Source organism: Halobacterium wangiae (assembly GCF_021249345.1).
GTDB lineage: Archaea > Halobacteriota > Halobacteria > Halobacteriales > Halobacteriaceae > Halobacterium > Halobacterium wangiae.
Genome location: NZ_CP089588.1, coordinates 1,840,393 through 1,859,992, shown reverse-complemented (window position 1 = coordinate 1,859,992; position 19,600 = coordinate 1,840,393). Strand labels below are relative to the sequence as shown.

General features: G+C 62.9%; 14 protein-coding genes and 1 pseudogene. 3 read left to right on the top strand and 12 right to left on the bottom strand.

Annotation, left to right across the window (positions count from 1 at the left end):
- Nucleotides 1-72: 72 nt before the first annotated feature.
- The 6 genes and pseudogenes from LT965_RS09875 to LT965_RS09855 all read right to left on the bottom strand — a co-directional run bounded on the left by LT965_RS09875 (nt 73) and on the right by LT965_RS09855 (nt 6,163).
- Nucleotides 73-501, bottom strand: a complete 429-nt coding sequence (locus LT965_RS09875) for an SWIM zinc finger family protein (protein ID WP_232700633.1) — start codon at nt 499-501, stop codon at nt 73-75.
- A 136-nt stretch (nt 502-637) separates the two neighbouring features.
- Nucleotides 638-828: pseudogene (locus LT965_RS16640) on the bottom strand (hypothetical protein); the annotation flags it as partial.
- Nucleotides 829-1,008: 180 nt separating this feature from the next.
- Nucleotides 1,009-2,466, bottom strand: a complete 1,458-nt coding sequence (locus tag LT965_RS09870; protein WP_232700632.1) for an amidase family protein — start codon at nt 2,464-2,466, stop codon at nt 1,009-1,011.
- A complete protein-coding gene (locus LT965_RS09865) occupies nt 2,466-3,212 on the bottom strand; it encodes an aspartate/glutamate racemase family protein (protein ID WP_232700631.1) in 747 nt (248 codons plus the stop codon). Before LT965_RS09865 ends, LT965_RS09870 begins: the two co-directional genes overlap by 1 nt.
- A 62-nt stretch (nt 3,213-3,274) precedes the next feature.
- The gene (locus LT965_RS09860; protein ID WP_232700630.1) at nt 3,275-4,360 is read right to left on the bottom strand and encodes a mandelate racemase/muconate lactonizing enzyme family protein; all 1,086 of its coding nucleotides are present in this window, start codon (nt 4,358-4,360) and stop codon (nt 3,275-3,277) included.
- Nucleotides 4,361-4,363: 3 nt separating this feature from the next.
- Nucleotides 4,364-6,163 carry a M28 family peptidase gene (locus LT965_RS09855; protein ID WP_232700629.1) on the bottom strand — a complete coding sequence of 600 codons (1,800 nt, stop codon included), beginning with the start codon at nt 6,161-6,163 and terminating at the stop codon, nt 4,364-4,366.
- A gap of 203 nt (nt 6,164-6,366) precedes the next feature.
- Here LT965_RS09855 and LT965_RS09850 point away from each other — a divergent pair, with 203 nt between their 5' ends.
- Nucleotides 6,367-7,392: a zinc-binding dehydrogenase gene (locus tag LT965_RS09850; RefSeq protein ID WP_232700628.1), complete on the top strand. Its 1,026-nt coding sequence runs from the start codon at nt 6,367-6,369 to the stop codon at nt 7,390-7,392.
- Here the strand turns inward: LT965_RS09850 and LT965_RS09845 are convergent.
- From LT965_RS09845 to LT965_RS09820, 6 genes are all read right to left on the bottom strand, one after another.
- On the bottom strand, nt 7,389-9,092 hold the full coding sequence (locus LT965_RS09845; protein ID WP_232700627.1) for an ABC transporter substrate-binding protein: 1,704 nt from the start codon (nt 9,090-9,092) through the stop codon (nt 7,389-7,391). The genes LT965_RS09850 and LT965_RS09845 overlap by 4 nt on opposite strands.
- A 77-nt stretch (nt 9,093-9,169) precedes the next feature.
- Nucleotides 9,170-10,264, bottom strand: a complete 1,095-nt coding sequence (locus LT965_RS09840) for an ABC transporter ATP-binding protein (protein ID WP_232700626.1) — start codon at nt 10,262-10,264, stop codon at nt 9,170-9,172.
- A complete protein-coding gene (locus LT965_RS09835) occupies nt 10,254-11,297 on the bottom strand; it encodes an ABC transporter ATP-binding protein (RefSeq protein ID WP_232700625.1) in 1,044 nt (347 codons plus the stop codon). Before LT965_RS09835 ends, LT965_RS09840 begins: the two co-directional genes overlap by 11 nt.
- Before the next feature lie 2 nt (nt 11,298-11,299).
- Nucleotides 11,300-12,220 (bottom strand): ABC transporter permease, encoded by a 921-nt coding sequence (locus LT965_RS09830; protein ID WP_232700624.1) that lies wholly within the window; start codon nt 12,218-12,220, stop codon nt 11,300-11,302.
- A complete protein-coding gene (locus LT965_RS09825) occupies nt 12,220-13,254 on the bottom strand; it encodes an ABC transporter permease (protein ID WP_232700623.1) in 1,035 nt (344 codons plus the stop codon). Before LT965_RS09825 ends, LT965_RS09830 begins: the two co-directional genes overlap by 1 nt.
- 109 nt (nt 13,255-13,363) lie before the next feature.
- A complete protein-coding gene (locus LT965_RS09820) occupies nt 13,364-13,996 on the bottom strand; it encodes a DUF6735 family protein (RefSeq protein WP_232700622.1) in 633 nt (210 codons plus the stop codon).
- A 122-nt stretch (nt 13,997-14,118) separates the two neighbouring features.
- On the opposite strand from LT965_RS09820, the gene LT965_RS09815 reads away from it, so the two are divergent.
- Together LT965_RS09815 and LT965_RS09810 are read left to right on the top strand one after the other, a co-directional pair.
- Nucleotides 14,119-16,707, top strand: a complete 2,589-nt coding sequence (locus LT965_RS09815; RefSeq protein ID WP_232700621.1) for a PD-(D/E)XK nuclease family protein — start codon at nt 14,119-14,121, stop codon at nt 16,705-16,707.
- Nucleotides 16,700-19,570, top strand: a complete 2,871-nt coding sequence (locus tag LT965_RS09810) for a UvrD-helicase domain-containing protein (RefSeq protein WP_232700620.1) — start codon at nt 16,700-16,702, stop codon at nt 19,568-19,570. The genes LT965_RS09815 and LT965_RS09810 overlap by 8 nt, the downstream gene beginning before the upstream one ends.
- The last annotated feature ends 30 nt before the right edge of the window (nt 19,571-19,600 follow it).

The window sequence follows — 19,600 nt, the reverse complement described above, 5'->3', positions numbered from 1 at the left end:
TGTGGACCACTTGCTACTCAATCCCGCGACGACAAATCGCACGAAGCAGGACAGTCCTACCCAGTTTCGGTGTCACTCGGGGAGGCTGCGCTTGCCAGTGCGCACGCACTCCCAGCACGGGATGTCCTCGTGGAGGTCAGCGCACGCACACTCTTCATTATCGAGTTCGGGTGCATCGAATTGAGAGACTGGGGGTTGTCCGCCATCCGTGAGTACGCGCATTTCGCTCGCAGCCTCAAGGATTGGACGCCGGAGCGCCACTCCTACTCGGTGCTTGCACGCGCCCTTGTAGTGCGCATCAGCTGGGCATGAACACCGAATCGGACGGCCATCCTGGATGGTGATGCGGTATTCGTGCTCGCTCGGGTTCGCGTGGCTCGCATTCCGAACGATGATATCGCCTTCGAAGAGGGAGAATTCGAAGGCCTCGTATTGAGCCCGCTTCAGCACGCGATTCGATGCAGTGATTCCAAGCCTCTGGAGTTCGTCTCCTATAGTCATTTCATTCAACGCGACACACAACAGTGCGCCCCGCACCCCGTAGGGGCGAGAAAAACCCACCGTGGACGCAGAGGCGAACTCCCGGAATCCTAGGAACCCCCGACAATCAGATACGGTCTAGTTCGGCAACCGCTCAGAACAGGAAGATATCTTCTGGGCTCACGAGTTCGACCACAGGATTCCCCGAATCGAGATACCATTCGCTCCGCTGGCGAATCCCCTCAGAGAGAACCAGTCATCGATCACTTGCTGATTGAAGACAGCGATACGGCACCCATCATCGGTCTCAAGGACTCGCTGGACACCACGTTCCTCGTATGCTTCCTCCGCGGCGCTCGCGACCAATCATTCCGGTCTGCCTGCCTGCAGTAGCGAGCAGGCTGCCGGGAAATGCATGCGCTCCAGGCGTCAGCAGGTATCCTCGCTGTTATTGGGAGACCGGTAGCGACGCCACGTCGAGGACGATGCGGTGGGCGGCGAGTGGAGCAGGCGGTCGCGGGCGCCTTATTACGTGTCTCGGACGCTGGTCCACGCGCCGGCCGCGGTGAGTGCGACGTCTTCCCGGAATCGCGGGGCGATGAACTGGAGTCCGACGGGGAGACCATCGACCGCACCACACGGGACGCTGACTGCGGGGTGTCCGGTGAGATTGAACGGGGCAGTGTTGACCACCGCCTCGGTCAGTGGTGCCACGTCCTCGCCCCACTTGGGAGGCAGGTTCGGAACGGTTGGACCTGCCAGTACGTCCACGTCGGACAGCGTCGCCGCCACGCCCTCGGCGACGCGTCGGCGCGCCAGCTGTGCCTTCGCGTAGTACCGACCGCGGTGCTCGCTCCGATGGTACGCTGCCCCCATCAGTTGCTCGCGGACGACCGGTCCGAGGTCATTCGGTCGCTCATCGAGCGCCGTCGCCAGCGCGTCCCAGAGCGCCGGCATCGGGTCGACATCGAGGCCGCACCCCGTGGCAGCTCCGCCGATGTACGCGCCGAACTCGACCGTCCCGATAGCGTGCCAGGCTGGAATCGCGAGGTCGAAGTCGGGAATCGACACCGATTGGACGACCGCGCCCGCGTCCGCCAGTTCCTCGAGGGCCGCACGAACGACGTCGTCGACCTCGCCACCGCGCCCGAACAGGGCGTCAGGGACTCCAACGGTCAATGCCGATGGGTCAGGGGTCGTCGCACCGTCGGCAGCAGCGATTACGTCATCCGGACTGACGTCCGCTGTTCCCCATTCGTCGTTGGCGATACTCACGAGGACATCGGCAACCGTCTCGATATTGTCGGCCAGCACTCCGATAGTGTCCAGCGTCGGCGCGAAGTGGACGAATCCACTAGTCGGGACCAGTCCACGCGTCGGTTTCAACCCGACGACGCCGGACCACGACGCTGGATACCGGACCGATCCTGCGGTATCGCTCCCGAGTGCGGCGTCGACAGCGCCGGTCGCGACCGCGACCCCGCTCCCCGACGAGGACCCGCCCGGCTGGCGGTCGGGGTCGTGCGGATTCCGCGCGAGCGTGAATCGCATCGCGCGTTCGTCCTCGCCTACCGCGAACTCGTCCATGTTCGTCTTCCCAGTGACGGTCGCACCCGCGTCGAGCAACCGCTCGACGACGGTCGCGTCCCGGTGTGCGACGTGCGTCTCCAGCAGCCTCGACCCACAGGTCAGCGGGACGCCAGCGACCGCGATGTTGTCCTTGATCCCAACGTCACAGCCCGCGAGGCGGCCCTCCGACGACCGCCTCACCTCGCATCTCGTGAGCCACGCACCGAGCGGGTCCGATTCTGGGTCCCAGTGGTCGCGCTCGGGCGGGTCCGGGTCGTCGACGTCGTCGAGACGCTCCAGTAATGACTCGCTGTCCTGCGCCGCCCGTGCGGCACCCTTGGGGTCGTCGAGGGTGAACCCGAATTGTGCTGCGAGGGCCGATAACTCGTCCACGAGGCCTGCGCCAGGGTCGCTCATCAGTCGTCGGCGTCGACGGGGGGCGACCGGTCCAGTAACCCGCCCAACTTCTCCCGCGGGGCCGGGTGGTAGGTCGTCGGACTGTGAGTCAGGCCGTGTCTGGCCCACGTGGTTGCCGTCTCTAGCGAGATGGCGACCGGGTCCACGAACGGCACGCCAAGTTCCTCACCGATCTCGTCGCCTGCCTGCATGAACGCGAGACTCATGCACCCCGGGACGAGAGCGTCGGCACCGTCCTCTTCGACGGCGACCCGCCCGATGCGAATCATGCGGTCGATGAGATCCGAGGAGTCGTGATCGATGTCGCCGACGGGCGCGTCGACGACTCGGACGCTGGCGCGGTCGCTCAGGCCGTACTCGCGGAGCATCCTGTGGGTCTGGGGTTCGGTCGCATCGAGGATGTCTAGGCAGGCGAACGTGTCTGCGACCTGGGCGGCTGTATGGAACGCCGTCTCGGCCGGGCCGACGACTGGCGTCCGAGTCAGTTCTCGAAGCGAGGCCAGACCCGGGTCGCCGAAACACCCGATGACGAACCCGTCGAATTCGTCCTCATGGCGGTCGACGAGGCGAGCGAGACCGGTGACCGCCCACTCCTCTTCGATTGTGCTCTCGATTGATTTCGGTCCGTCCTCGGCCGCGATGACGGAGACGTCCGCTGGAACGAGGTCGTTCGCGACCGTCTCACGGCGTTGCTTCTCCTCGTCGGGGAGTCCCGTCCCCGGAACGAGGTAGGCTATGGAAACCATGTGAGTCGATACCGCACGTGCTATCTAAAACCCGCGGGTTGCACGAAATTGCGCCGGCACCCTCACTCGAAGAGTTCGGCAGCGAGCGAGACGCCGAGCCCTGGCCCATCGGGGACGGTCATTGTTGGTGCGGGCGGCAGCGACTCCGCGACGGGGTCTGATTCGAGGAACATCGGCGCGACCTCACAGCCGGACGACAGCGATGGGAGCGCCGCGAGCAAGTGGAGGTTTACTGCGGCCTCGAGTGACGTTCCGAACGCGCTGACGACGGTGACGTCGAGTCCGTGGTCGGCAGCGCGCCGGCCCGCTCGATAGAGGCGTGACGGGGTGCCGAGCTTCGCGAGCTTCAGGCACACCCCTGCGACGGTCCCCTTCCGGCCCAGGCGTTCGACGTCGTCAGGGGTGTGGACCGCCTCGTCCGCGAAGGTGGGGATTCCCGTCTCCTCCCAGACTCGGCGAAGTCCGTCCTCGCGGTCCGGAGCGACCGGTTGTTCGAGGTACTCGATGCGATCCGGGTCGTCGAGGCGTCCGACGGCGTCGACGGCTGTGGCAGCCGTTTCCCAGGAGGTGTTGGGGTCTACGCGAGCGGTGGCATCGCCCGGAATGGCGTCCAGGACGGCGTTGATACGGTTGACGTCGGCGTTGACGTCGCCGGTCGCTTTCACCTTGAACCGTCGATATCCCTCGTTCGCTGCCTCGCCGGCGACGGTCGCCGCCTCCTCCGGTGCGAGCCCTGGGATTGGATACACTTCGGCGGCCTCAGTCCGGAACGTTGGCCCGAGTAACTCCCGGACCGAGACTCCGGCCTCCTTCGCTCGGAGGTCCAGTAACGCCGTCTCCGCGGCCGAGGTCGCACCGGGGCTCCCGGTGAACGCGTTCGCGAACTCGTCGAGGGCCGCCGCCGCGTCAGGGAGCGACGCGCCGACGAGCGTTGGCGCGATGCGTTCGCGCAGGGTCTCTACCATCCCGGCGGTGGTCTCGCCGGTGAACCAGGGGAGGGCAGTTCCCTCGCCGAACCCTTCGGTTCCGTTATCGCCCTGAACTCGGACGAACGCGTGTTCGGTGTGAGTGTGGGCCTCGTAGCTGACGGGGAACGACCGACTGAACGGGATGCGTCGTCCGACGACGTCGACGTCCGTGATCTCCATTAGTCAGTCCAGTGCCTGCTCGACGGTGGCCCTCGCCCTGCGGAGTTCGTTGATTGCGGCGCTGCGCTTCCGTCGGAGGTCGGTCTTCAGGAAGCCGTAGGCGTCGCCGGAGCGCTCGGGCAGGTCGGCCGCCGGTTCGAGCCCCGGGTACGGTGGACGGTCGGTCGCCGGGTCGTGCTCGAACTGTCCTTCCGTACAGAAGTTTAGGCGGGTGAGTCGGCGCGAGAGACGCAATACGACGTCGTTGGCCGTCGCGGGGTCGACGTCGCCCTGGTCAACGGCGTTGTAGAACGCTGCCACTCGTTCCTCGAGCGCCGCGAGTTCCTCATCAACCGGCTCGAGGTCGAAGTGGTCACCAGCAGCCGCGTCGTATTCGTCGATGATTTCTCGGTGACGACGGACGTTCCGTTCGTGGTCAAGGGGGACGACCGTCTCCCGCAGCAGTCGTGCGACCGTGATGGCGTACACGCGGATGTCTCGCACCAGCACGTCTGGATCGGCCGTGTCGAGCGTGTCGGTCGTCAGGTGCCAGGCGTTCGAGTTACCCCCGCATCCCCCGACGGGGTGGTAGCCGCGCTCTTCCTGGACCGCTCGCGGGATGTTCGAGGAGAGCATGTACACGCCGGTGACGCCGAGGTTGTTGAACGAGTAGTCGCCGGCCCGCGCCGGCCGGGTTTCGGTCGCCTCCTTACCGCAGACGTCGGCGATGGCGCCCTTCGCGAGGTCGTTCGCCTCCGGCATCCACTCTACCATGTACTCGAACTCGGTGGCGTCCTCGGTGCCCGGCGAGTCCATGTCGACCTGTGCGACGCAGTTCTCAGCCAACTCGTTCGCGAATTCGTCGGCGAACCACGTACTCCCGCCGTACCGGCCGGTCGAGTGAGCCGGCCACCACGCGACCCGGAGGTCCCGGGACAGGTCCTCACTGAACTCATTGAATACTCGTGCACACTCGAGTAGTCCCGCGTCACCGGTCGCGTTGTCGGTGACGCCGAAGTGCCAGGAGTCGTAGTGGCCGTGCAACAGCACGAAGTCGTCGTCCTCAGGGTCAGCCTTACCAGGGACGTCAGCGACGACGACGGGACACTCGAACCAGTCGGTGGTCACGTCGGCGGTCAGTTCCACCTCTACGGACCCATCCTCGAGCAGTCCCAGCAATCGCTCGCCGTCACGCTTCGAGAGATTGACTATCGGGACGTCGGGGACACGGTCCTCCTCGCCGGGGGCCGGGATGCCGCCCCACACGGGGGTCGCGATGCCCTCGTGGGGTTCGGTCTCGTGGGGGTGGACGCCGACGAAGCCGATTGCGCCCTCGTCCTCGAGTTGGGACACCGCCTCGATGGGGAGCAATCCCTCCATCGCGACGATCTTCCCCTCGACGTCGACGTCCACGCTGTCCAGTGCACCTTGGAGCACCTCGTCGACGTCCTGGGGGCCATCGCCCTCGACGTGAACGACTTCGCCCGTGATCGTCTCGTCGGCGGAGAAAGAGACAGTCTTGGCCGACTCGAAGGACTCGCCCTCGGGGGCGACGGTCCGCAGCGATGCGTCGTTCGGGATGCTGATCCAGAGTTCGGGGTCGTAGCGCTCGTGGGAGACGCCGAGCGCGTCCAGTCGCTCGACGAGGTACTCCGCCGCTCGTTTCTCGTCCTCGGAGCCGGAGACACGTTCGAGACGGGAGAACTCCTCGACGAGGTCCCAGGGTTCCTCAGCCGATATCTCGTCGTAGAGGCCGCGCTCAACGCCGTCGAGATTAGGGTCGCTTCGATCGAACTCGTAGAGAGGATAGTCACTCATCGACATGGCTCTTCCCTCAGCGAGTACGCGCAAAAGGCTTTGGTAGCAGGTCACTTTCGCCCGCGACCGCCTTGGAATTCCAAGCTCACGGCGAGCTCTTTTTTGTACTCCCAAACCCCAGAATCGCAGCGCGCCACTCGCAGTCCACCCCGACAACCCCCTCATTGCCTCACCGAGACAGTTACGGAACCCCACCTCCAGAGGTCGGTATGCGTGCTGCACGAATCACCCGGCCGGGGCCACCCGACGAGGTCATCGAACTGACTGACGTAGACCGCCCCGTCCCGGGTCGCGGCGAGGTCCGATTAGCCGTCGAGGCCTGCGCCCTCAACCACTTCGACGTATTCGCCAGGCGCCCCGAGGGCGACTGGACGCCCGACTACCCAGTGATCACCGGAGGCGACGTCGCTGGCCGAGTCGAGGCCGTCGGGCCAGACGCGACCATCGAAGTCGGCCAACGGGTCGTCGTCTACCCCGAGATCGGCTGCGACGAATGCGAGTGGTGCGACCGAGGGGAGGCAACGATGTGTCCGCGAGCAGACGCCATCGGCGAAGGACGACCGGGTGGCCTCGCCGAGGCGGTCGTGGTCCCCGCGAAGAACTGCCTACCCGTCCCCGAGGGATTCCCGGCGACGCGGGCGGCCGCCTGGCCCATCGCGTTCACAACGGCGTGGCGACTGGTGGTCAGCGCCGGCGACCTCGGCCCCGGGGAACGAGCACTCGTTCTAGGAGCCTCAGGCGGCGTGGGCAACGCCGCGCTCCAGCTCGCCGACCACGTAGGGGCAACCACCTTCGCGGCGACCTCCAGCGACGAGAAGGCGCGCCAATTGGACCCGTGGGCCGACCACGTCATCGACTACACCGAAGTGGACTTCGCCGAAGCAGTCCGGGACCACACCGACGGCCGCGGTGTCGACTTGGTGGTCGACCACGTGGGCAAGGAGACCTGGCAGTCGAGCGTCGACAGCCTCGCGCCCGGCGGCAGAATGACGATCTGCGGCGCGACCAGCGGCAGCGACGCGGAGGTAGACGTCCGCTCGGTCTATCAGTCCCACAGACGGATCGTCGGGGCCCCCATGGGTTCAAAGAGTGACTTCCGTGCCGTCGGACGTCTGGTGTTCGAGGGTGCCGTCGAGCCCCTCATCCACGCGACGCTCCCGCTCGAGGACGTCGCCGAGGGACACCGACTCCTAGAGGAGCGAGCGGTTGTCGGAAAAGTGGTCGTCGAGCCCTAAGCGTCGAGGTCCCGGAAGAACACGACGTCAGTGTACGACGGGTTCGGGTCGTACCCCGAGAGGTCCGCGAGGTGGGGCTTGACCGTCTGGAGCTGCCAGAAGTTGACCGCGAGGGCCTCCTCCTCGATCGTCGCCTGTGCCTCCTGGAACAGCTCGATCGCCTGGTCCCGGTCGGTCGCGGAGAGCTGCCGTCCCTCGTTGATCTTCGCGTCGAAGTCCTCGTTACACCAGTACGAGAGGGAGTAGATCGGGTTCTCGCCGGCACAGTGGAACATGCTGTAGAGGTAGTCGTAGGGGGTGACGTACGTCGGCCACCACCAGAACAGCGTCATGTTCGGAGCCGTGTCGATGTTCCGCGCCTGCTCGAAGTAGGTGCTCGACGGGAGGCTGTCGACGTTGACTTCGCCCACGCCGATCTCCTTGAGGTTCTCCTGGAGGAACAGGAGGGCGCGCCGCCACGTGTTGTGGCCGGACGAGAAGTTGAACTGGAGCGACATCTCGCTCGGGTCGTACTTCGACTGTTCGAGGTGGTCCCGCGCCACGTCGAGGTCGAATTCCGGAACCTCCAGATCGGTGTTGTCCCCCCACATGTTGTTCGGGATGACCGAGCCGTTGGTCTCGCCGTACCCCGCGAGGATGTTCTCGACGCCCTGCTCGTAGGGGAACGCGTGACGAATCGCCTTCCGGACGTGGATGTCGTCCGTCGGCTCCTTCTCGACGTGCATCAGCCCGTACAGCTGCATGAACGACGTGTCCTGGGTGATATCGATGGCGTCGTCGTTCTCCAGCGACGACAGCTGCGAGTAGGGCGCATTGCGGAGAATGTCGACGTCACCGTTTTGCAGCAACTGGATGTTGGTGCTGGCCTCGTTGACGATCTTCAGCTGGGCTCCCGAGTAGTGGTCGCCCTCCCAGCCGCCCCAGTAGTCGTCGAACTTCGAGAGTTCGAGCTGCGAGGAGCGTTCCCAGTTTCCAATAGTGTAGGGTCCGGTTCCAGCCTCGTTACCCTGCTGGAACCACTCAGCCTGCGCCTCGGGGGTGTCGCCGTGAGATTCGACCTCCTCTTTGGAGAAGATCCATGCGCCGTACTGGCTGGAGGCGATCAGGTCGAGTGGTGCCTTCGAGGAGAGGGAGATCGAGACCGTGTAGTCGTCGTCGACTTCAATCTTGTCGACCGGCCCCCAGATGAACGCTGGGCCCTGCCCCATCTCCATCGTGCGCTCGAGGGAGAACTTCACGTCCTCTGCGGTCATCTCGCCGCCGTTGTGGAATGTAACGCCCTCGCGCAGGTCGAACGTCCAGTCCAGGCCGTCCTCGGAGACGGACCAGTCCTTCGCCAGACCGGGGTGGGTCTCCTGGTTCCCGTCGAGGTTGTGCCAGACGAGCGGTTCGTACACGTTCGAGAGCGCGAGGCTGGTCACGTCGAAGTTGGTGCTCGGGTCGTACTCGGTCAGTTCCGCGTTGACCGTGTAGATGACTGTCCCGAGATCGTTTGAACCATCACCACTGTTATCGTCGTCACTACCGCTGTCGTCGTTGCCGCTGTCGTCGCTGCCATTGTCGTCGTCGTCACCGCCGTAGCCGTCACCACCGTCGCCGCCACCGTCGGTACATCCCGCTAGTCCTGTGACCGCCGCACCCGATCCGAGTGCGTACAGGAACCGCCGCCTGCCCGATTTTAGCCGCCTTTCTTCAGCCATTTGGATTCTTTCGTATGCAAGGAGTATGCCCTACAAAACATTCGTCTAACTGGCAATATTGGGTAGCTCACCCCGGCCTACTGGTCGAAATCCTCTGGAGGATCAGACCGGGGGTCGCGGTACCGACAGCGCGACTCCTGCACTGCATCGACGACGTCACTGTTCCACCCCTGCTCGCCCAGTCCCGCCGCCGCTCGTCCCGCTTCCCTGACGGCGTTGAGCGCGGGTTCCTCTCCCTCGCAGTCCTCGGTCGCGTAGGGACACCTCGTGTGGAACCGACACCCGGTGGGCGGGTTACGAGGGGACGGCACATCGCCCTCTAGTAGGATCGGGTCGCTCTCAATCCCGACGCGGGGTACCGCCGACAGCAGCGCCTCCGTGTAGGGGTGGTGGGGGGCCTCGAACAGCGTATTCGCGGGCCCGTGCTCCATGACGCGTCCGAGGTACATGACGAGTAGCCGGTCCGCGATGCGACGCATCACGTTCAGGTCGTGAGTGATGAGCAGGTACGTCAGGTCGAGTTCCTCCTGAAGTTCGTCCAGTAGTTTGAGGGTGCGGGCCTGCACGGAGACGTCGAGTGCGCTGGTCGGTTCGTCGAGGATGACGAACGACGGCTCCAGCGCCAGTGCCCGCGCGATAGCGATGCGCTGACGCTGGCCGCCCGAGAACTCGTGAGGGTACCGACGCATGTGCTCTTCACTCAGTCCGACGCGTTCGAGCAGGTGGGCGACCCTCTCGTTGCGTTCCCTGTCGGTCATGTCCCGGTGTGTGACGAGCGGCTCGGCGACGAGCTTTCGGACAGTCATTCGGGGATTGAGGCTACTGAATGGGTCCTGGAACACGACGCCGATGTCCTCCCTGACCTCCCGGAGTTCGCCGTCATTGAGTTCCGTCAGGTCCTGTCCGTCGTAGACTACCTCGCCTGCCGTCTCCTCGACGAGCCCCAGTATCGTCTTCGCGACCGTGGTCTTCCCGCACCCGGACTCGCCGGCCAGCCCGACGGTTTCTCCACGGTTGATGTCGAAGGAGACGCCGTCGACGGCCTTCACGTCGTCCTGTTTCCGGTTTAGCAGTCCGCCGGTGACCGGGTAGTACGTCTTGAGGTTCCGGACTGACAGCAGGGGTTCCTCGTTGCTCTCTCCCATCGCGTCGAGGGTCTCCTTAGACGCCATCGTGCACCTCTTCGGGCGAGCCCGGCGCGTCCGGTTCGTAGTGGAGACACCGGACCGTCCGCTCCGACCCGACGGATGTCTCCGGTGGGTCGTACGTCTCGCACTCTGGTTTTGCCACTGGACAGCGTGGGGCGAACCGGCAGCCTTCGGGCGGGTTCCGCAGGTCCGGCACGTCGCCCTCCATCGCGTACATCTCCTCGACGTCCCGTTCGGGGAGCGACCGCAATAGTCCGAGCGTGTAGGGGTGCTTCGGGTCTTCGAACACTCGGTCAGTCGGTCCCGTCTCGACAACCTTCCCGGCGTACATCACGTTTACGTCGTCTGCAACCCGGTCCACGACGCCCAGATTGTGGGTGATAAGGAGGATACTCGTTCCGAACTCCTCCTGGATTCGGTCGAGCAGTTCGAGGATCTGTGCCTGGATGGTCACGTCCAGTGCCGTGGTCGGTTCGTCCGCGAGCAGCAGGTCCGGCTCGCATGAGAGCGCGAGGGCGATGAGCACTCGCTGAGCCATACCCCCAGAGAGTTCGTGGGGGTACGACGACAGCACTGCCTCGGGGTCCGGGAACTCGAGTTCCTCCAGTATCGATAGCGCGCGGTCGGCGGCCGCCTTGGAGTCGCGGTCGGTGTGATGCTGGATGACCGTCGTCAGCTGGTCGCGTATCGTGAAGCTCGGGTTGAGCGACTTCATCGGCTCCTGGAAGATCATCGCGATCTCGTTCCCGCGGACGTTCCGCATCTCCTCCGGCGAGAGGTCGAGCAGGTTCCGTCCCTTGTAGAGTATCTCTCCGGCCGAGATCCGGCCGGGGTCGTCGACGAGCTGGAGTATGCTCCGTGCGGTCACGGTCTTCCCGCACCCGGTCTCGCCTACGAGGCCGGTCGTGCGTCCGCGCTTGACGTCGAGGTCGACGCCGTCGAGAGCGTACACCGTCCCATCGTAGGTCTCGAACTCGACGTGCAGGTCCCGCATCGAAAGCAGGACGTCGTCGTCGGTCGGGGTCGGTTCGCCGGTCGAAGAGTGAGTTCCAGTCATGATTACCTCCGTGAGAGCTTCGGGTCGAGAATGTCGCGCAGCCCGTCGCCGAACAGGTTGAACCCGATGACGGTGACGAAGATGGCGATCCCGGGGAACGTGACGGTCCACCAGTAGGTGATGAAGCCCTCTCGGGCGGTTGCGATCATCAGACCCCACTCGGCGGCCGGCGGGTTCGCGCCGGCCCCGATGAATGACAGCGAGCTCGTCATCAGGATGGCGTACCCCACGTCCATGCTCGCCTGCACGAGAATCGGCGAGAGACTGTTCGGGAATACGTGGCGAGCCACGATTCGCGGCGAGGTGACGCCGATACTCTCGGCGGCCGTGACGTACTCCTCCTCGCGCACGTTGATCGCCTGGCTTCGCCCGATGCGAGCGTACCACGGCCACCACGTGAGGCCGATGGCGATCGCCGCCATGTCGAGTCCGCCTCCGAGCGAGAGGCTCACTGCGAGGGGTAACAGAAGTGGTGGGAATCCGAGGAACATGTCGGTGATGCGCATGATGGCCTCTTCGACCTTGCCGCCGAGGTACCCAGCGACGAGCCCCGTCGGGACGCCGATCGAGAAGGACACCGCAAGGACAATCGCTGCGACCCGGAGCGACGATTGAGTCCCGAAGATGACTCGGGAAAACACGTCGCGTCCGAGGCTGTCGGTGCCAAAGGGGTGTTCGAGGGACGGCTGCGCGTACGTGTTTGCGATGTCCGTCGCCATTGGACTGTAGGGCGCGATATATGGCGCGAGCGCGGCGACCAGCAAGAACAGACAGATGATGCCCAATCCCGCCAGACTCACCGGATTACTTCGAATCTGGGAGGCACGAAGCTTCACCTCACTAATCTGGGCGGCGTGTTCGGTCCGCCAACCATCGTACGTTTCGCGGAGACTGGTCCCGATTGACTCCTGGCGTTCGGCCATCAGCTCCCACCCCCGGAGGCCCGCAGCTTCGGATTCAGGTAGGCGTAGGTGAGGTCAACGAGGAGGTTGATGAGGATGTATGACGTCGCGAACAGGAGCGTGACCCCCATCACGGCGGGGTAGTCGGTGGCGTAGATGGAGTTGACGATGTACCTGCCGAGGCCAGGCCACGAGAAGATACTCTCGACCAGGATGCTACCGCCCAGGAGGTAGCCGAACGACAGGCCGATGACCGTGAGGACGCTGTTCATCGAGTTCTTCAGCGCGTACTTGTAGACGATGGTCCGCTCGCTCAATCCGAAGCCCTCGTGGACGTCGACGTACTCCTCTTGCATGGTTTCGAGCATCGACGAGCGCGTCATTCGAGTGATGATGGCCATCGACGCGAACGAGAGCGTGAAGGCCGGCAGGACGATATGTTCGACCGCGCTGAGAAACACCGGGACGTTCAACTGGACCAGCGAGTCGAACAGTAACATCCCGGAGATTTCGCTCAGCGGATTCGCCTGAACGACCTCCGTCGCGACCCGGCCCTCGAGTGGGAGGACACCGAGCCACCCGTACAGTAGTAGCTGGAGGAGCATCCCGAGCCAGAACACCGGGAGGCTCACGCCGCTCATGGAGATGACGCGTGAGGCGTGGTCGGGCGCGGTGTTGTGGTACTTCGCGGAGATGATGCCGAGTGGGATGCCGAACCCGATCGCGAAGAACATACTGGCGAAGACCAGCTCGACGGTTGCTGGGAAAAACGCCACGAGGTCCCGCATCACCGGCTGCTCCGTCCGAATGCTCATACCGAGGTCGCCCCGGAACAGGCCCGTCAGGAAGTCGACGTACTGAATGTGCAGTGGCCTGTTGAGTCCGAGTGTCTGGCGGGCCTGTTCGATTTGTTCCGCAGTCGCGTGCGATCCCGCCCAGAGCGCGGCTGGGTCGCTCGGCACCGCGTGTGTCAGTAGGAAGGTAATGATAGAGACTCCCCAGAGGACGACTACCGTTAACAGCAGTCGGCGCGTCACGTAGTACCGGAACTTCATACAGTACCCTCCAATCCAGTAGACTACAATAGTCTGCGGGTACTTACAGTATTCTCAGCGAGACTGTCTAGTTACACGCTTGAGCTGGCGCTCGGAGTGGAGGACTGGGTTAGGCGTGGGTGGGTTGGTCCGCCCGACGCACGTGTGTGGTCTGATCCCGGAGTTTCGAGAGTAGTCGTTGAACCAGGAACGTCGTGGCTTGCCGCTCAGTGAAGACGTCGCGATCGATCATTACGCCAGTGAGTTCGCGGGCGCCAGCGAACCACCCCCGAATGTACGCGTCCCCGACTGGCTCACCATCATACCACCGCACCGTACTCACAACCCCATGTCCACGCCGGGAACTACTGTCTACGCTCGTGGCGAAATCTCCGAATCCCAGCGCGAACGTCCGGTATGCTTCCACCTCGAAGTCGAGGTTGACTACGTAGAGGGCTTCATGCACCTCATAGTCGAGATGCTCACTGAGGATTACCTCTAGGGTTACTCGGGTATCGAGTGGCGTGATATCCACGTCAGTATACTGAGAGTCCGTCTCCTCAAGGGGGACTGACTCCGGGTTCGATTCTTCGAGGAATCGTCCGAAGACTTGTCGATTCCCCGTGATTGGTTCAGTCTCACCGTAGGATGTTTGTGGGGAGAGTGTGGTTTTGAGGCGGAGTTTCAACCCACCCCAGTGCGTGTAGTGGAGGTTGTACAACTCGTCTGGTCGCTCGTAGGCGATGAGTGCTCGATGTCCCATACTAGAGTACGGGAACACCGTTCTTGGATGCCCCCGCACCCCAGAAGGGGGCGAAAAAACCAACGCGATTCCCTACTCGGTTACCCCCGAGCTTTTGGTGACGACTTCCAATTGGGGGAGACGTGTCATTCCAGCTGGCAAAGCCAATCGATACCCTCTACGAGGACGTCGCCGACTACGACCTTGTCGTCGTCCCCGACGCACCACTCGCCAGCGCCCTGAACCGCCGACTCCACCGGCCTCATCTCGGTTCATTCGCCATGACGCCCCGGCGACTCGCGGCCGGGCGCCGCGAGGAAGCCGAGGACCGACTCGCCTTCCTAGAACTCGTAAAACACACCGAGTTAGACTGGAAGGCAGCTGCCTACGCTATCGGGAACATCCTGCAGTGTTGGGAGCACCAAGCCAGCGCCGACAGCATACTCGACTACGACGATTACGCCGGCAAAACCACCCAGCAGGCTGTCCAGACCATCCGCGAACTGGACATCACCTCAAGAGCAATTACTGACTTTGAGATCAACACTGACCAGGACGTCGCGGTAGTTGGATACGACCAATTAACCGCCCTGGAACGGTCGATTCTCCCCGCCGACTACGATACCTACAGTCCGTTCACTACCGACGCATTCGACCACCCCGACTTCCACATCTTCGAGTCTGCTAACGAGATCATCAATACTGTCCTCGATACGGTCACAGCTGAGAACGCCGATGACATCGCGATAGTTCTGGACAGCGCCAGCGAGTACTCCCCCCTTATCGAATCCGGTCTGGAAGCCGCTGATATCCCCTTCTACGGCGGCCCCGGATTCGCAGACCACCCCGACCACCGCGCCTTCCTCCGCCTGCTCCGCACTGCTCACGCGGGAACCGACACCTGTGTCGAAGAAGTTCGGTCAGTGCTTACCCGCCTCGATTGTGCACCGGGTATCGAACACGACGAGAAGCGCCTTCACGACCTCGACCATGACGCGGTCTCGTGGGTAGTCGAGTTCTGCACCAGTATCACCGACTACACGTTTGCGGAAGCGCTGGGTGCCTTCGAGACGGAAGCGGACTGTGAACTGGAATCCTTCCAAGACGAACTGGACGCGCTCGGCATCGCTGAGGACCAGGTTACTGAGGCTGGCGTTGACCGCTTGGAGTTCTACTTACAGACCTATGAGGTGCCGGTCGACCGCGAGAACGAGGGCGTACTCCTCGCAGACGCGAAGTCCGCCGCGTACGTCGACCGGCCACTTGTCTTCCACCTTGGTCTCGATGAGGGCTGGACTCACAGCGCGCCACAGCGCCCGTGGGTGGACGAAGACGCGCAGTACACGCGGAATATCCAGCAATTCCAACTCCTCCTGCAGAGTGGCGCTACCCAGTACTACCTCGTCCAGGACGCAAAGGGGGGTTCCCCGGTCACGCCATGTCTGTACTTCGAAGAACTCCTCGAGGAGAATTTCGACCAGTTCAGCGATTTAGATGCCGTCCACCACACGACCTCACGGAGTCAGAGTGAGAACGGTTTCAATAGAGAAACTCGGGATGTTGAGCCAACGACCGTCCGGACGGTCAGTCAGTCTAGCCTGAGCACGTACGTCAACAGTCCCCGGGACCACTTCTTCTCCCGACTCGTGGACTCGCCCGATAAGGAGTACTTCCGGCAGGGCAATCTCTTCCACGACTTCGCCGAATACTACGTCAACCACCCCGACGCCGTCAACGAGGACACGATCGAAGCAACGGTCGACCTGATGATCGAAGAAACACGGCCGTTCACTCGGTCTGTCGACGAACCAACGAGGCGTACGAGATATCGCTTCGGACTTGAAACCATCACCGAGTACCTCGATGAGGCGCTTCCTGAGAACGACTCGTTCCTGACAGCGACCAGTGGGTGGGGGACGAACACGGTCGCCGAGCATTTCGGTCGACCAGTCGACTCTTCATTCACCGAGCGGTGGTTCGAAAACCACGACCTCGGCCTAAAAGGGAAAATCGACCTTGTAAGTGGGCCGACCTCGCTCGTCGACCACAAGAGCAGTAGCCGCAAGCGTGCCGCCCAAGTAGTGAATGGAGCGGCTATTGATCCGCCGAGCGACCGCCCGAACTTCCAGGCGCTTGCGTACCTCGCACACTGGCGCTCGACCAACCCTGGTGAGGAATTGACATTCACGTTCTTCCACTTCCTCGAACCGTTGGATGACGCCGTCACCAGTGAAGCCGCCATCGAGGACGCCCTGACGACCGTTACCTACTACCCCAAGTCATTCGCGACGTTCGCGCAGTCCAGGCAGGCGTACGACCGACTCATTGAGGAGGGCGCGAACAACTGCCAGAAGACCTTCTCGAAGGCCACCTATGAAGACTACCGCGGGGTCTTCGAATCAGCACCATTCCCGGATACGACAGACAAAAGCGCGCTATTGGACTCCGTGTTCGCCGACTGTCTCATCAACGAGATGCAGTCGGTAGTCGGCGAGTACAAGTACGTCACCTCTGGATGCGAGCAAGCGCTCCGGCAACTCGCACGCACTGCAGGACGGAACTTCTTCAAGGACGAAGTCGACGCCTTCGAGGAGTTCGTTAACGAGCGCATCTCGGAGATGAACCGGCGCCGCGCTGGCGAGGAACGCTTCCCCGTCGACGGCCTCGGTGGAGAGCCGAACTACCGCTACGTGGACAACCGCGACCTCCTCCTGGAGGGCCGCCATGACTGACCACGAACCGAACCCGCGACAGCAGGAACTCATCGACAGCACGGACGGCATCTACCGCGTCGACGCCGGCGCAGGCACAGGCAAGACGTTCACGGTCACACGGCGGTACGCCAACATCGTCCAGCAAGACGATGTCACCCCTGAGGACGTGTTATTGGTGACGTTCACTAACAACGCCGCTGCGGAGATGCGTGAGCGCATCGTCGAGCACTGCCACTACGGGATGCGCGAACTCGGGGACGCCCCCATTCAGACGTTCCATTCGCTGTGCCATGACCTCCTCGAAGAGCACGGCCACGCTGCGCCAACCCATCTCGGTATCGACGACCGCATCACAGGGTCGACGAGACTGGTTGAGGACGAGCTCGTCGAGGAGGCGTTGTTCCAGCAGTTCATCAACCGGTTCAGCGACAACCACCCGGAGTACGACGACATTCTCCGTGCAGTTTCGGGCCCCGTCGAGTTACTGGGCCTCGTGAAACAACTGGCAGCAAAGGGCGTCTTCCCGGATGCGGAGGGGTGGTACCGGGATGGTGAGCGCCACCTTGACGGCGATTTCGAAGTGTTTGAGGCGCTGTTCGAGGAGGAGAACGAGCCAAGGAACGATGGTCGCAAGCAGTCCAAGCTCCGGTCGAAGCTTAATCGGTACGGGCGGAACGCGTGCTATCTCCCCGAGGCCCCTGAGAAGCACGAAATCCGTGGGGAAGGTAAACAGGTTCCTGAGGTGCTCGCGCACTCCGTCTTCGAGGAAGACCGATCAGGGCTCAAAGCGTTCGTCCACGACGTCTACTACGAGTACTTGGTGTTTGCTCTGCAGCGTAACTACCTGAATTTCGGATTCCTCCAGTTGTTCGCGTACGTCCTGCTGTGCGAGAACCACCGTCTCAGGGACGAGGTGGCGTTCGAGTACGTGATGATTGATGAGTTCCAGGACTCCAGTGAGATCCAATTCAAGCTCGCGCTCCTGCTCGCCGACACCGACAACATCTGCGTCGTTGGCGACTGGAAACAGAGCATCTACAGCTTCCAGTACGCCGACGTCGACAACATCGTACACTTCAACGAACGCCTCAAACAGTTCGCCCAGGAGCTCAACACAGACCACGAGCGAGTTGGCTTCTCGACCGACTCGGTCACGCCTATCGAGTTGACCGAGAACTACCGGTCCACGCAAGCGATTCTCGACTTCTCCGAGCAAGCTCTTGTAACGCCCGCGGCGAGCAGTGACACCGTTGATAAGGGCGAGGTCCAGGACCGGGTCGTCTCACTGGATTCGAACGCGGCCCACGAGAACACGAGGATTGAGGCGCTTCAGAGCGAGGACGAGCACGAGGCAGTTCTCGCGAAGATCGAAGAGATCGCCGGCAACGACGACTACCAGATCGAGGCCGGAGCAGACGATGATGCTGAGGGTGGTGGGCTCCGGGCGCCCCGTTATGAGGATATCGCGGTCGTCACTCGGACGCGTGACTTTGGTCGTGATCTCCTCCAGACCGCCGAGGAGTACGGCCTCCCGATGGCGTACGAGGGCGGTATCGAGTTGTTCCGTACCGACCAGGCGAAACTCCTCCTGGCGTGGCTCCGTATCCTCGAGGACGATGCCGATCGTGGCTGGGCGGTCGTCCTCGAAGACGCCGGCTACACCTATGACGAGGTCAACGACATCCTCGAGACCGGCGACTGTCCCGGGAGCATGCGTTCGTTCCGCGAGAGCCTCCGGGGGATGGAGACGCTCGGTGGTGTTGCCCGGTGTGTCTTCCAGCGGTACGGCTACGACGGTGCGACCGCCGACGTCGTCCTCCACACCATCCAATCCATCCACGATACGACTACCCTGACGCGGGGCGACCTAATCCGGTTCATCGAACGGAGTATCGAGGCCGGGAGCACCCACGAGGTTCATACTGGGACAGGGACGAATTCGGTGACCGTCCAGACCATCCACGCCACGAAGGGGCTTGAGTATCCTATCGTGGTTCTCGCGAACATGAACAGTGGTCGCTTCCCGCCATCTAGCGGTGGCGGGAGTACCATCACGTACGACGATCCGGTTGGACTGCGCCAACACGAGGTGTACTCTGCGGACGCCCACGGCCACCCCCACATCTACGACAACTGGCGAACGGATGTCCTCCAAGCGTGTCTCCCCCGGAACTACCACGAGGAACGCCGCCTGCTGTACGTTGCTATCACGCGCGCCGAGAGCCACGTTGTCTTCACCGCCGGCGAAGACCCGAATACGTTCCTAGAGGGGCTTCCCGTGGACATCGACTCGGTCACGCCTGATCTCGGCGAGATTACGGCGACCGAGACGGAGCAGACGACCCTCGACGTCACTGTCCCGACGCCCGACGGCCCAGTAGGCCACACGCCGCACACGCTGATGCGTGACGATGTCTTCGAAGGCGTCGACGGTGGCCGTGGAACCGAATTCGGCAATCAGGTCCACGACTTCGCCGAAGCATACGCACTTGGCGAGGAGGTAATGCCGTCGAACGACGACGAACGCCGAGTCGCGACATTCCTGGATAGTCTGGATGGGGAGCTATTGGTCGAGGAGGACGCTTCGCTTCCACTGACTGTCGACGGCACGCAGGTGACGGTCTCGGGTATCGTGGACCTCATTCACGTCACGCCGGATGCTGTGGAGATTGTCGACTACAAGACCGACCGCGGCCGCCATGGGGAACCCGAATACCGCAAGCAACTGAGTGTCTACTATCACGTTGTCAAAGCGGTGTATTCGGACCGCCAGGTCACGACTAGTATCTTCTACACCGAGGAGGGGAAGCGACAGTCGATCGAACCGCTATCGATAGCAATACTCGAGAATGTTGTTGCGGAAGCTGGCCAGCCTTCGTAGGTGAATGAAGAAGGAGCCGATATAATATTT